This is a genomic window from Rhodococcus pseudokoreensis (assembly GCF_017068395.1).
Taxonomy (GTDB): domain Bacteria; phylum Actinomycetota; class Actinomycetes; order Mycobacteriales; family Mycobacteriaceae; genus Rhodococcus_F; species Rhodococcus_F pseudokoreensis.
Map to the genome: position 1 here is coordinate 1288809 of NZ_CP070619.1, position 13097 is coordinate 1301905.

The window sequence follows — 13097 nt, forward strand, 5'->3', positions numbered from 1 at the left end:
AGTAATGAGGCAGTAACCTCTACTGCCGTGAGCACACAGGGAGCATCAGCAGTAGGCATCGCCAACGTGACCGTCGGCGGCACGGTCCTCGACACCTGGTTCCCGGCGCCTGAGCTGGGAACGTTCGACAGCGCGGGCACCGTGCGGATCGAGGGTGGCGACATCCCCTCCGATCTGGCACTTCTCGCCGGACCCGACGAGGCACGTGAGGTCGACCAGGTCGTGGTGCGCACCACCATCGCCGACCTGTCCGCGCCGCCTGCCGACGCCCACGACGCCTACCTGCGCCTTCACCTCCTCTCGCATCGCCTGGTGGCCCCGCACGGCGTCAACCTCGACGGACTGTTCGGCCTGCTGTCCAACGTGGTGTGGACCAACTTCGGCCCCTGCGCTGTCGAGGGCTTCGAGAAGGTGCGGTCCCGCCTGCGTATCCGCGGCGTCGTCACCGTGTTCGGTGTCGACAAGTTCCCGCGCATGGTCGACTACGTCGTCCCGTCCGGCGTCCGCATCGCCGACGCCGACCGCGTCCGCCTGGGGGCCCACCTGGCCAGCGGCACCACCGTGATGCACGAAGGCTTCGTCAACTTCAACGCGGGCACGCTCGGCAGTTCGATGGTCGAAGGCCGTATCTCCGCCGGTGTCGTCGTCGACGACGGATCCGATGTGGGCGGCGGCGCCTCGATCATGGGCACCCTGTCCGGTGGCGGCAAGGAGACCATCTCCGTCGGCAAGCGCTGCCTGCTCGGCGCCAATGCCGGTCTCGGCATCTCGCTCGGCGACGACTGCGTCCTCGAGGCCGGGCTGTACGTGACCGCGGGTACCAAGGTCACCGGCCCGGACGGCACCGTCGTGAAGGCCAAGGAACTCAACGGCCAGTCCAACCTGCTCTTCCGTCGCAACTCCGTGTCCGGGGCCGTCGAGGTCGTGCCGTGGAAGGGCACCGGCGTCGAACTGAACGCCGCGCTGCACGCCAACGACTGACGCTGTGAGCGGTTCGCGAACACCCGGCACATCGACCGATTCGACCGGCACCCTCGGCCGGGGCCTGAAGGTCCGTCACCTGACGATGATGGGCCTCGGTTCCGCGATCGGTGCCGGACTGTTCCTCGGTACCGGTGTCGGGATCGCGACCGCCGGTCCGGCCGTCCTCGTCTCCTACCTTCTCGCCGGCATCATCGTCGTCTTCGTGATGCGGATGCTCGGCGAGATGGGAGCGGCGATTCCGGCCAGCGGATCCTTCTCGCACTACGCGCGGATCGGCATCGGCGACTGGGCCGGATTCGTGATGGGGTGGCTCTACTGGTTCATGTTGATCATGGTGCTCGGCGCCGAGATCACGGGCGCCTCCGGCATCGTGAGCGCCTGGCTGCCCGGGGTGCCGCAGTGGGTGGTCGCCCTCGTGTTCGTGATCTTCTTCGCGGTCGTCAACCTCGCGAAGGTCAGCAACTTCGGCGAGTTCGAGTTCTGGTTCGCCGCCATCAAGGTCACCGTCATCATCGGTTTCCTGGTGATCGGTGTGCTGCTGGTGTTCGGCCTGCTCCCGGACACCGAACCGGTGGGCACCACCAACCTGTTCGGGCACGGCGGCTTCATGCCGGAGGGCTTCGCCGGCGTCGCCGCGGGACTGCTGGTGGTGGCCTTCGCGTTCGGCGGCATCGAGATCGTGACCATCGCGGCCGCGGAGTCCGAGGACCCGGAGCGTTCGATCGCCGTGGCGGTGCGCAGCGTCGTCTGGCGCATCAGCGTCTTCTACCTCGGTTCGATCTCGATCATGGTCCTCGTCCTTCCCTGGGACTCGTCGGACCTGAAGAGCGGACCGTTCGTAGCCGTTCTGAACCAGGCGCACATCCCGTACGTGGCCGGGTTCATGGAACTCGTGGTCGTGGTGGCGTTGCTGTCGGCGTTCAACGCCAACATCTACGGCACGTCGCGGATGGCGTATTCGCTGTCGCGGCGCGGCGACGGTCCCGCATTCATGGCCCGGATCTCGAATTCCGGGGTGCCGCTCAATGCGGTGCTGCTGTCGGTGTTCTTCGGTTTCGTCAGCGTGCTGCTCAACTGGTGGCTGCCGGACGACCTGCTGGGTCTGCTCCTCAACGCCGTCGGCTCGGCGCTGCTCGTCATCTGGATCTTCATCGTCGTCTCACACCTGAAGCTGCGCCCGCGGCTCGAACGCGAGGGCAAGCTGACGGTGCGCATGTGGCTGTTCCCGTGGCTCAGCTACCTCACGCTCGCGATGCTCGCCGGTTTCGTCGTGCTCATGCTGTTCGACACCGACGCCCGCACCCAGCTGATCTCGACGTGCGTGCTGTTCCTCGTCATCGCGGCCCTCGGCTTCATCAACACCCGGCTGCGAAGGCATTCCCGGACGGTGTGACCCGGGGCCGGGCACTCACCGGTCGGGCGTCCGATCCGGATCTCCGGAGGTGCGCGCCGCGTGGGCGAGGACCTGCGGACCGGTCACCAGCGCTTTCCGCCACGGCGCGACACCCTCGATCTCGATCTCGATCGACAGACTCAGCACGGTCCGGATCAGCACGATCACACCGAGCACCGCGGCATCGGTCAGCGACGGCGTCGACGTGACGGTCTTGACGATGTCCGCCGCGACGAGCAGTTCCAGACCGAGCAGGATCGCGCCGCCGAGCGACTCCCGCAGGGTCTTGAACGCCCGGGCACCGTCACCGGTCCGCTTCCAGGCCCGCACGGCGAGGACGAACGCGAAGACGAATCCCAGGACCATGGACGAGACACCGAGCACTTCGAACAATTCGGTCGCGAACTCGAAGAACCTGACAGTGTCCATGTGTGAGCGTTCCTGTTCCGGAGGATGTTCGCGGAGGCTGCCTACCCGTCCCCCGCATCACGGTAGGCGCTAACTGCGGCCGCGGGCGGCCAACGCGTTGACGAACACGTTGGCGATGTCGGCGGGATCCTTCGCGACGTAGCTCGACCCTCCGGTTACCCGCGAGATCTCGGCGAGCGTGGCCGCGTCCGCGTCGTCGGTGATGCCGATGGTCACGATGATGACGGGCCGGGCCGGGTCCATCTCACGCTCCAGGATGCCGAGCAACTGTTCCTTCGTGATGGAGTCCGGGTCCTCGTTGGCGCCGTCGGTCAGGATGATCACGCTGTTCACCGCGCGCGGGTCGTAACTGTCCTGCACCGTCCGGAACGCGGCGAGCGTCGTGTCGTACAGGCCGGTGCCGCCGCCGATCAGCCCCTCGACCTTCCCCGCCTGCTGCGCCATCAGCGCACGCTGCGTGAGTCCGTCGACGACGGTGTCGTAGCGGCGGATCGGGACCAGCTCCTGATAGTCCTGAGGTCCGCCGCCCCGCCCCTGCGAGAACGCCCACAGCCCCGCGGACACGCTGTCCGGGAACATCGCGTTGCCTGCGAGGGCGGCATCGACCGTGAGGTCCATGCGCGACCGGTTGCCCGCCGGGGTCTCCATCGACCCCGACACGTCGATCGCGACGAGCGTGCGGATCGGCAGCGCCATCAGCGCCCATCCGCCCAGGGCGTCCTGCAGCGGCGACTCGTCGTCGAGCGCGAGCTTGGTGACCCGGCCGACGCCGCGGCCGTCGGCCGGTGGGCTCCCGTCCGGTCCGCGGAATCCGTGCTCGGCGAGCACCGCGCGGGCCTCCTCTCCGCCGAGGACCGCGGCGACGGCACGGGCCACCTGGGTGGCCTTGTAGTGCCGGTCCGGGGCAGGCGACGTGACGACGAGCGGGAAGTTCATGAAGTTGCTGCCCGTCGGGGGAACCGTCGCGGCGAGCGTTCGCGCGCCGTCACCGTCGGTGAATTCGAGCACGGACTGTTCGGTGGCGACGGCGACTCCGCCGTTGTCGACGACGCCCTGCAGCATCTCCTCGCCGACGGGTTCGTCCTCGGTGCGCGCACTTTCCTCCTGCGCGAGCGGGACCAGCGCCGCCCGCACCGTCCCCGCGGACACGGGATCGGCTTGGCCCTCGGCGAGTGCCGCGTTGATCGGCGCCTGCGCGACCCCCGTCACGAGGGGGTTGCCCAGCTGGATGTCCTTGATCTGCAGGGCCGCGAGCCACGTCGGTGACGTGGGTGCGTCCTCCGCGCGGGAGGCCAGCACGACGGGCGAGGACGCGACCGACCCCGTCATGACCTCGACCGGCCCGGCCGCGGTGAGTGCCGCCTTGCCCACCCATGCCCCACTGTCGGGGATCCAGAGGTCGGGGGCGTCGGTTCCCTTGCCGAGCCGTCCCGCGATGTCGCCGGATGTCGCGGCGCCGACGGCGATGTTCGCGCAGCCCAGGTCGGTGCTCTTCGCTTCGCCGAGGATGGTGTCGAGGGCGGGAGCGATGCTCGGGTCGGCGGCGAGGGTGTAGTCGGTGACCTGGTCGCACTCGTCCGCCCAGGAGCGCACCGCCTGAACGACGACCACGACGGAGGCCACGAGCCCGATGACGGCGGCAGCGCACACCGCGTAGAAGGCGGGTGAGCGCCCCTCTCGCTCCGGCCCCGCGCTCGAATGACGCCCTCCGGCCATCGCCTGCCCCCTCTAACGGTTCGGTCACGAGACGACCACCGTCGCATCGGACCGAATATGATCCGGCCCACATCGTAGCGAACGGTGCTCGGAAAAACTTTGTGCTGGTGACAGGATTTTCCGTCCAGCGGCGCGAGCGGACCTGTCAGCGGTCGGGTTGCTCGACCTCGAGCCGGCGTGCCACGAGCGCGGCCTGGATCCGCCGGAGCCCGGACGGGCGGGTCGGATCGCAGCCCGTCAGCTGCGCCACCCGTTTGAGCCGGTAGTCGACCGTGTTGGTGTGAAGGTGCATCTGCTTCGCGGTCCGCTGCCGATTCAGATCGTGGCCGATGTGCACCTCGAGCGTCTCGACCAGTTCGGGCGAGCCCTTCAGCGGTTCGAGGAGCCGGGCCAGGTAAGTCCTGCCCGGCCCCGGCCGGGTGAGCTGGTATTCGAGCGCCAGATCGTCCATCTCGTAGAGGCCCGGCTCCAGGCCCAGCTGATGGGCGAGACCCAGGAGTTCGTGGACCTGATCCGCCGCCGCGGGGATACCGTCGGTCCGGACCCGGGTCGCGGTGGCGGTGAGGGGAACCCCGGCGGCAGCGCCGATCCGGTCGAGCAGGGAGACCATCCACGCCCGCTCCGGCGAACCCGGCAGCAGCAGCGTGCCGCCGTCGGGGCTCAGCGAACAGAGGGCCGCCCCACCCGCGGCGTCCGCCAGTTCGATCTGCAACCGGTGCAGCTTCTGCCGGGCGACGACGGCCTTGCGCCGGTGGGTCACGGCCTCGGTGGGATGCGAGGGAATCGACAGCCCCAGCACCACGTACTCGTCGGCCAGCTCCACACCCGCATGCCGGGCCGCGGTCGCCGCGTTCCGACCGCTGAGCAGCGCCGTGACGAGATTGACTGCGGCACCGTCGCGTTCGCTGTTGACCGCTTCGAGTTCCTCCACATAGCTGGTCGTGGCGGCGACCGTCACGCATTCGAGGAGGCTGAACATCACCTTCTGGATGACCAGGAGTTCGGGCAGGTCCTCCTCGCGGGCGTTCGAGGCGACGAGATCGCCGGCCTCGCGGATGCCTTCGTGGAGGATGCGGAGCACGAGTTTCAGCGGGAATCCCTCGCGGGCCCAGCGCGCGGAACTGTTGCGGACCTCCGCGAGGTCCTCGTCCGTCGGGCTGATGCCCTCGTCGAGCATCTGGATGCCGAGACCGAGGCAGACGATGGTGAAATCCATGACGTCGCTCTGCAGTTGTTCGCCGGGAAGCGAACCGCACGGGGTGACGTTGTCGGCGAAATGCCGGACCAGGTTCTGCGCGACAGTCAGCGTGTCGCGCAGCGGGGCGGACGCGGGCCTGCCGTCGACGAGGATCTGCGAACCCGCCTCAGGACTGTGATTCGTCATAGCTCTGATCGCTCCCGTGGGTGGATGACACCGAACTCCCGCATCATCGACATCACGCAAACATAACGAGGGTCCGCTTCTGTCACAGTTGTATCACGACAGAGCCCTGTCCAGGGCGAATACAGGAATCGCAGCAGAGTGGTCGGTCAGTTCTCCTCGGCGACCCGGACCACCAGCTTGCCGAAGTTGCTGCCCCGGAGCAGCCCGATGAACGCCGCGGGCGCATTCTCGAGCCCGTCCACGACGTCCTCGCGGTAGGCGAATCGGCCCTCCCGGATCCACCCGGACACGTCGCGCTGGAAGTCCGCGTACATCTCGGAGACGAACTCGCTCTGGATGAACCCGCGGATGGTGAGGCTCTTGACGAGCACCCGGCTGAAGAACCCGGGCAGCCGATCCGGCCCCTCGGGGGTCTCCGTGTCGTTGTACTGCGCGATCAGGCCGCACACGGGAACGCGCGCGTACAGGTTGAGCAGCGGCAGCACCGCCGCGGCCACCGCGCCGCCGACGTTCTCGAAGTAGACGTCGATACCGTCGGGACACGCGGCGCGCAGTTCCTCGGCGAAGTTCGGGGACCGGTGGTCGACGGCGGCGTCGAATCCGAGTTCGTCCAGCAGGTAGGCGCACTTCTCCGGCCCGCCCGCGATGCCGACGGCCCGGGCGCCCTTCTGTTTCGCGATCTGCCCGACGGCGGAACCGACCGGACCGCTGGCCGCCGCGACGACCACGGTCTCGCCAGCCTTGGGTTGCCCGATCCTCAGCAGGCCGGAGTACGCGGTGAAGCCGGGCATGCCGAGTACTCCGACCGCGGTCGACAACGGGGCGCCGTCGCGGTCGAGTGCACGGAGGTGGTTGCCGTCGACCACGGCATGCGACTGCCAGCCCGCGTACCCGAGAACGTAGTCACCGGCCTCGAAATCCGGGTGCCGGGAGTCGACGACCTGCCCGACGGTGCCGCCGACCATGACCTCGTCGATCTCGACCGGTTCGGCGTACGACTCGGCGGCGCTCATCCGCCCGCGCATGTACGGGTCGAGCGAGAGATAGATGACGCGGATCAGCACCTGGCCGTCGGCGGGGTCGGGGAGGTTCACCGCCTCGAGCCGGAAGTTGTCGGCGGTGGGCGCGCCGTCCGGCCGGGAGGCGAGGACGATCCGGGTGCTCTGGACGATGCTCTCGACACTCACTGTGCGCCTGCCAATCCGTGTTGGGCCGGTATCGCCCGCCACCTTACCGATTTCAGAACAGCTGCTTCTTCTGCACCTTGCCCATCGCGTTGCGGGGAAGCGACTCGACGACGCGAATCTCGCGGGGCCGCTTGTGCACCGACAGTTCGGTGGCCACGTGCTCGATCAGCGCGGCCTCCGACACGTCGTCACCCACCACGAACGCCACGAGCCGCTGACCGAGGTCCGGGTCGGGGACGCCGACGACCGCCGCCTCCCGCACGCTCGGGTGGCCGAGGAGGGATGTCTCCACCTCGCCGGCCCCGACGCGGAATCCACCCGATTTGATGAGGTCCGTGGATTCGCGGCCGACGATGCGGTGGAACCCGCCCGGGTCGATGACGGCGACGTCGCCGGTCTTGAAGAAGCCGTCGTCCGTGAACGATTCGGCGGTCGCGTCGGGTCTGCCGAGGTAGCCGTCGAACAGCATCGGCCCCCGCACCTGCAGGCCACCGATGGATTCGCCGTCGTGGGGGACGTCGCCGCCGCGCTCGTCGCGCAGCCGGGTCTCGACGCCGCGGAGCGGCACACCGACCCACCCCGGGCGTCGTTCGCCGTCGGCGCGGGTGCTGAGCGTGAGCATCGTCTCGCTCATGCCGTACCGCTCGACGAGTGCGAGCCCGGTCAGCTCCTGCACCTTCTCGAACACCGGGACGGGCAGCGGGGCGCTCCCCGACACCAGCAGTCGCGCACCCGACAGAGCCCGCGCCGACTCGGGGTCGCCTGCGATGCGACTCCACACCGTGGGGACTCCGAAGTACATCGTTCCGCGCGCCGCGGCGTAGGCGGCCGGGGTGGGTTTGACCGTGTGGACGAGCCTGCTGCCGATACGCAGCGGTCCCAGCACACCGAGGATCAGCCCGTGGATGTGGAACAGCGGAAGTCCTTGCACCAGAGTGTCGTTGCGGGTCCACTGCCAGGCGTCCGCGAGGGCGTCGAGACCGGCGGCGATGGCCTTCCTGCTGATCAGGACTCCCTTGGGCGGTCCCGTCGTGCCGGACGTGTAGAGCACGAACGCGATGCTCGACTCGGGTGGTTCGGGGTAGCTGTGCCACGACCGGGCGTGGAGGCGCACCGGAACGACGGGCAGGCCCGCAGCGTCAGCCGGCGCCTCACCGAGCCACGCCTGCGCACCGGAATCGCGCAGGATGTGCTCGAGTTCGGCGGGGCCGGAATCGGGCGGCACCGGCACCGCGGTCACACCGGCGATGAGGCAGCCCACGACGGCGAGGACGGTGCTCGCGGTGGGGGTGGCGAGAATCGCGACCCGATCCGCGCGTGCCACCCGTTCGGCCACGGACGTCGCCGCACCGAGCACGTCGCCTCGCGACAGGGTGGTGTCGCCGATCCGGATGGCGTCGGGAATGTCGTCGCCCTGGGCGACGGCCAGAGGATTCAGAGATCGCAGCAGCACATCGACAGCTTCTCACAGGGCCCGGGCGCGGTCCGGTGGGTCTCCCGGCGGCGGACTGACGGTGGCGAGTGCCGCGCCCAGCAGGGCCCCGGTCAGGACGGCCAGTCCGTGGGCGTCGTCGACCACCACCAGCAGGACTCCGGCGAGCACGATGCCACCACTCGCGGCGAGGACTCGCCTGTCCTTGGACTGCATCACCACCAGCCCCGCGAACGACGCGGCCAGCGCGAGCGTGGCACCGGAATTGCCCGCGCCGGGCGACGGGAACAGGAAAGCGGTGAACAGGCCGAAGATGATCTGGCTCGCCACGAACAGCAGTACTGCCCGGACTCCACCCCATACCCGGACCGCGAGCGGCGCCACCCAGGCGAGGACGAGCAGGTTCACCACGGTTCCGGCCAGTCCCCCGTCCTGCACCGCGACCGACGTGAAGATCCGCCACCACTGGTGGTCCCGGATCTGGTCGGGGTCACGCTCGAGGGCGTCGAGGACGGCGGGAACGACGATCTGCAGCAGCGACGGCACGGCGATCAGCAACCACAGCACCACCGCGGTGCGCGGCGGACGGGTGAACCCCGCCTCGCCGATGCGCCCCTCACCGATCCGCACCGATCCGATCAGTGAGGCGAGGACGAGAACGACGACGAAGAGGACCGCGCTGATCCATCCCGCGCCAGAAGTCGTCACCGCGAAACTCTACAACGGCGCGCCCGCACCGGATCCGGTCAGCGGCCCGCGCCGGTCAGTCCCGGGTGACCACCGAGCGCAGGAAGAACCGCAGGTTCGAGGGACGCTCGGCCAGTCGCCGCATGAAGTACGCGTACCACTGACTTCCGTAGGGCACGTACACCCGAACCTGCTTGTCCCGGTTCGCGAGCCGGAGTTGCTCGACGTCCCGGATCCCGAACAGCATCTGGTGCTCGTAGGCGTCCGCGGCGCGGCCGGTGCGCCCGACCAGCGGGGCGACCGCGTCGATGACGGCCGGGTCGTGCGAGGCCACCATCGGGTACCCGTCGCCTTCCATGAGGATCGTCAGGCAACGCAGATACGAGGCGTCCACGGCGGCGCGGTCCTTGAATGCCACGGACTCGGGTTCCCGGTACGCCCCCTTGCAGAGCCGGACCCGCGAGCCGGGGCCCGCGAGGGCACGACAGTCGTCCTCGGTGCGGCGCAGATACGACTGCAGCACCGCACCGAGCCACGGGAAGTCGGTGCGGAGTTCGCGGACGATCGCGAGCGTCGAATCGGTGGTGGTGTGGTCCTCGGCGTCCACGGTCACCCACACCCCGGCCGCCTCGGCTGCGGCGCAGATCGTGCGGGCGTTGCCGGTGGCGATCCGTGTGCCGTCGCCGGCGAGCGCCTGACCGAGCGCCGACAACTTCATCGACACCTCGAGCCGCCGGACCCCCGACGTCCCGTCCGCCGCCTCCGGCAGGGCACCGAGATCGGCGACGAGCGCCAGGTACTCGTCGACCGTCGCCTGCGCACCCGCTGCGTCATGGGTGTCCTCACCGAGGAAGTCGATCGACACCGACCGGCCCGAATCGAGGATCTCCCGAACGGACGCCAGCGCCGACTCCCGGCTCTCGCCCGCCACGAAGCGGTCGACCAGTTTCCGGGTGACCGGGGCACCGGTGACGGCGCGTTTGACGCGCGACGACCGGGCCGCCGCGAGGATCGCCGGGCGGAGCGGATTCGCCAGGACCGTCGGCGCTTTCATTCCGACCCCATGTGCGGATATCGGTAATCGGTGGCGGGGACGAACGTCTCCTTGATGGTGCGGGCCGACACCCAGCGCAGCAGGTTGAGTTTGGACCCGGCCTTGTCGTTGGTACCGGAGGCGCGGGCCCCGCCGAACGGTTGCTGCCCGACGACGGCACCGGTCGGCTTGTCGTTGACGTAGAAGTTTCCGGCGGTGTACCGCAGTGCCGACGTGGCCTGCTCGACGGCCTGCCGGTCGTCGGCGATCACCGCACCGGTCAGTGCGTACGGGGCCGCCGAGTCGACCTTGGCGAGCACGTCGGCGAACGCGTTCGGGGCCGAGTCGTCGTACACGTGCACCGTCAGGATCGGGCCGAAGTACTCGGTGGTCATTGCCTCGTCGGCGGGGTCGTCCGCGAGGAGCACGGTGGGACGGACGAAGTAGCCGACGCTGTCGTCGTACTTGCCGCCGACGGCGATCTCGAGGCCTGCCGCGCCGCGGGCGCGTTCGATGGCCGCGACGTTCTTGTCGTAGGCGCGCCGGTCGATGAGGGCGCCGCCGAAGTTCTCCAGGTCTGTCACGTCCCCGTAGGTGAGGGCGTCGACTTCCGCAGTGAACGTGTCCCGCATCCTCCGCCACAACGATTTCGGGACGTAGGCCCGGGAGGCGGCGGAACACTTCTGGCCCTGGTATTCGAATGCGCCGCGGACCAGCGCCGTCCGGAGTACGTCCTCGTCGGCCGAGGCGTGCGCGACCACGAAGTCCTTGCCGCCGGTCTCCCCCACCAGCCGGGGGTAGCCCGCGTACTGCCCGATATTCGCGCCCACCTCGCTCCAGAGATGCTGGAACGTGCGGGTCGATCCCGTGAAGTGGATTCCGGCGAGCCGGGGGTCGCTCAGCAGCACCTCCGACACCGCCTGCCCGCTGCCGGTGAGCAGATTGATCACACCCGGGGGCATGCCCGCCGCTTCGAGCAGTTTGATCGTCCAGTACGCGGCGACGGTCTGCGTCGACGACGGCTTCCAGATCACCGTGTTGCCCATCAGCGCGGGCGCGGTCGGCAGATTGCCGGCGATCGCGCTGAAGTTGAACGGAGTAATGGCGTAGACGAAGCCCTCGAGCGGGCGGTATTCGAGCCGGTTCCACACACCCGGCGAGGAGATGGGCTGGTCGGCGAGGATCTGGCGGGCGAAGTGAACGTTGAAGCGCCAGAAGTCGATCAGCTCGCACGGTGCGTCGATCTCGGCTTGCTGGACCGACTTCGACTGCCCGAGCATCGTCGCCGCGGCGAGTGTCTCGCGCCAGGGCCCGGACAGCAGGTCAGCGGCACGCAGGATCACGGCGGCCCGGTCGTCGAACGACAGCGCCCGCCAGTCCGGTGCCGCGGCCGTGGCCGCCTCGACCGCCGCCGACGCGTCGTCGTGGGTGGCGCTGCGCAGCGTGCCGAGCACGGCGGCGTGCCGATGGGGTTGTACGACGTCGACGCGGTCGCCATTGCCGTGACGGTGTTTGCCCCCGATCACGTGCGGGATGTCGACGGGATTGGTGGCGATGTCGGTGAGCGCGGATTGCACTCGGGAACGTTCGGGACTGCCCGGCGCGTACGTGTGGACCGGCTCGTTGGTGGGCACCGGAACCTGGGTGATGGCGTCCATGCTGCCTGCCTCCTGCCCTCAGATCGTGTGAGGAACTGTGACCGGGAACCGCGGCCGGACGGGGACACCCGTCCGAACGGAACCCTCGAGCCCAGGTTAGCTCTGTACGGGGGCAGCCATCCGGTTTTGACGCGCCGACGGGCTGGCTACCATCGGCGCATGGCCGAACGGAACCGCGTGTCACCCCGATCCGACATCGTCGCGATTCCGCTGCGCGGCCGGTTCATGGGCAATCGGGGCCGCCTGCACCGCGGGCGCTCCGTGGTGCGCAATCATTCCGGTAAACGGTGGATCATCTGCGTCACCGACTACCCGGCGCGCACGGTCCCGCAGTGGAACGAGGGCCACTACACGGTGCTGTTCTTCCACGACGAGGCGGTGGCGCTGGCCGCCGGGCACCGGCCGTGCGCCCTGTGCAGGCGCGAGCGGTACAACGATTTTCGCGCCGCCTGGCGGTCCGCGAACGGGGGCGGGCTGCCGAGCGCCGACGAGATGGACGCCCGGTTGCACGGGGAACGACTGGACGGGTCCCGTCAGCGAACGCACCGGGCCGCCTGGTCGTCGCTGCCCCGCGGCACCTTCGTGCTGTTCGACGACGAACCCGCGGTCGTGCTCGACGACACCGTCGTCCCGTGGTCGGACGACGGATACGGGGCGCCGTCGAAGCGGCCGGCGGGCGGCACCGCCACGGTCCTCACACCGCCGTCCACCGTCGCCGTGCTCGCGGCCGGCTACTCGCCGGACATCGCGTAGTCCGCTACACGTCGCGTGCGTTCGAGACGAGCTGGTGGACGTCCTGGTCGGTGGCGCCGAGCCCGAAGCTGATGATGCGCTCGGGGCGGATGCGGATGGTCGGGCCACCGAGGCCGTTCGCCTGAGCGGCGTCGGCGTCGAGGGCCTCGGCGCGACCGCGGATTTCGACGCAGCGGACCCGCCACGGGTCGACGGACGGCACGTCGTCCACGACGAACGCCACCCTCCCGTTGTCGGCGACGTTGCGGAACTTACGGCTCGCCGCCATGTTGTAGCCCTGGATGTCGATCGTGGACGTGTGGGGGTTGTAGTGGAAGCCGACGGGACTGACCTGCAAGGTTCCGCCCAGTTGCACGGTGGCGAGCCTGCCGATGCGCTGTGAGGCCAGGTAGTCGAGTTCTTGCTCGGTGAAGGACATGACGTCAGGCTAGGACCTGAACC

12 protein-coding genes are annotated in these 13097 nt (G+C 69.2%); 3 read left to right on the forward strand and 9 right to left on the reverse strand.

Annotated elements, in window-relative coordinates:
* Positions 1-27 precede the first annotated feature (27 nt).
* Positions 28-981, forward strand: coding sequence for a 2,3,4,5-tetrahydropyridine-2,6-dicarboxylate N-succinyltransferase (gene dapD, locus JWS13_RS11370; RefSeq protein WP_206005630.1), 954 nt, complete (start codon positions 28-30; stop codon positions 979-981).
* 4 nt (positions 982-985) lie between these two features.
* Entirely contained in the window at positions 986-2377 is a 1392-nt protein-coding gene (locus JWS13_RS11375; RefSeq protein ID WP_206005631.1) for an amino acid permease, read from the forward strand.
* Positions 2378-2392: 15 nt separating this feature from the next.
* Here the strand turns inward: JWS13_RS11375 and JWS13_RS11380 are convergent, their stop codons facing one another.
* From JWS13_RS11380 to pruA, 8 genes are all read right to left on the reverse strand, one after another.
* Positions 2393-2806, reverse strand: coding sequence for a DUF1622 domain-containing protein (locus JWS13_RS11380; protein WP_124392207.1), 414 nt, complete (start codon positions 2804-2806; stop codon positions 2393-2395).
* Positions 2807-2875: 69 nt separating this feature from the next.
* Positions 2876-4522: a substrate-binding and VWA domain-containing protein gene (locus tag JWS13_RS11385; RefSeq protein WP_206005632.1), complete on the reverse strand. Its 1647-nt coding sequence runs from the start codon at positions 4520-4522 to the stop codon at positions 2876-2878.
* 145 nt (positions 4523-4667) lie between these two features.
* Positions 4668-5906 carry a PucR family transcriptional regulator gene (locus JWS13_RS11390; RefSeq protein ID WP_206005633.1) on the reverse strand — a complete coding sequence of 413 codons (1239 nt, stop codon included), beginning with the start codon at positions 5904-5906 and terminating at the stop codon, positions 4668-4670.
* A 146-nt stretch (positions 5907-6052) separates the two neighbouring features.
* Positions 6053-7093, reverse strand: coding sequence for an NADP-dependent oxidoreductase (locus JWS13_RS11395; protein ID WP_206005634.1), 1041 nt, complete (start codon positions 7091-7093; stop codon positions 6053-6055).
* A 52-nt stretch (positions 7094-7145) separates the two neighbouring features.
* Complete coding sequence (locus tag JWS13_RS11400; protein ID WP_206005635.1) at positions 7146-8546, reverse strand: acyl-CoA synthetase; 1401 nt, start codon at positions 8544-8546, stop codon at positions 7146-7148.
* 12 nt (positions 8547-8558) lie between these two features.
* Entirely contained in the window at positions 8559-9233 is a 675-nt protein-coding gene (locus tag JWS13_RS11405; RefSeq protein WP_206005636.1) for a rhomboid family intramembrane serine protease, read from the reverse strand.
* Between the two features lie 55 nt (positions 9234-9288).
* On the reverse strand, positions 9289-10266 hold the full coding sequence (locus tag JWS13_RS11410; RefSeq protein ID WP_206005637.1) for a proline dehydrogenase family protein: 978 nt from the start codon (positions 10264-10266) through the stop codon (positions 9289-9291).
* A complete protein-coding gene (gene pruA / locus JWS13_RS11415; protein ID WP_206005638.1) occupies positions 10263-11903 on the reverse strand; it encodes an L-glutamate gamma-semialdehyde dehydrogenase in 1641 nt (546 codons plus the stop codon). The genes JWS13_RS11410 and pruA overlap by 4 nt, the downstream gene beginning before the upstream one ends.
* 159 nt (positions 11904-12062) lie before the next feature.
* On the opposite strand from pruA, the gene JWS13_RS11420 reads away from it, so the two are divergent.
* Positions 12063-12656: a hypothetical protein gene (locus JWS13_RS11420; protein WP_206005639.1), complete on the forward strand. Its 594-nt coding sequence runs from the start codon at positions 12063-12065 to the stop codon at positions 12654-12656.
* A 4-nt stretch (positions 12657-12660) separates the two neighbouring features.
* Here JWS13_RS11420 and JWS13_RS11425 read toward each other — a convergent pair whose 3' ends face one another.
* Positions 12661-13074, reverse strand: a complete 414-nt coding sequence (locus JWS13_RS11425; RefSeq protein WP_206005640.1) for a PPOX class F420-dependent oxidoreductase — start codon at positions 13072-13074, stop codon at positions 12661-12663.
* Positions 13075-13097 lie beyond the last annotated feature (23 nt).

Excerpts from the sequence above, each read along its gene's own strand:
- JWS13_RS11390 (WP_206005633.1), bottom strand. The coding sequence starts at position 5,906 with ATGACGAATCACAGTCCTGAGGCGGGTTCGCAGATCCTCGTCGACGGC.
- JWS13_RS11425 (WP_206005640.1), bottom strand. The coding sequence starts at position 13,074 with ATGTCCTTCACCGAGCAAGAACTCGACTACCTGGCCTCACAGCGCATC.
- JWS13_RS11385 (WP_206005632.1), bottom strand. The coding sequence starts at position 4,522 with ATGGCCGGAGGGCGTCATTCGAGCGCGGGGCCGGAGCGAGAGGGGCGC.
- JWS13_RS11410 (WP_206005637.1), bottom strand. The coding sequence starts at position 10,266 with ATGAAAGCGCCGACGGTCCTGGCGAATCCGCTCCGCCCGGCGATCCTC.
- JWS13_RS11380 (WP_124392207.1), bottom strand. The coding sequence starts at position 2,806 with ATGGACACTGTCAGGTTCTTCGAGTTCGCGACCGAATTGTTCGAAGTG.
- pruA (WP_206005638.1), bottom strand. The coding sequence starts at position 11,903 with ATGGACGCCATCACCCAGGTTCCGGTGCCCACCAACGAGCCGGTCCAC.
- JWS13_RS11420 (WP_206005639.1), top strand. The coding sequence starts at position 12,063 with ATGGCCGAACGGAACCGCGTGTCACCCCGATCCGACATCGTCGCGATT.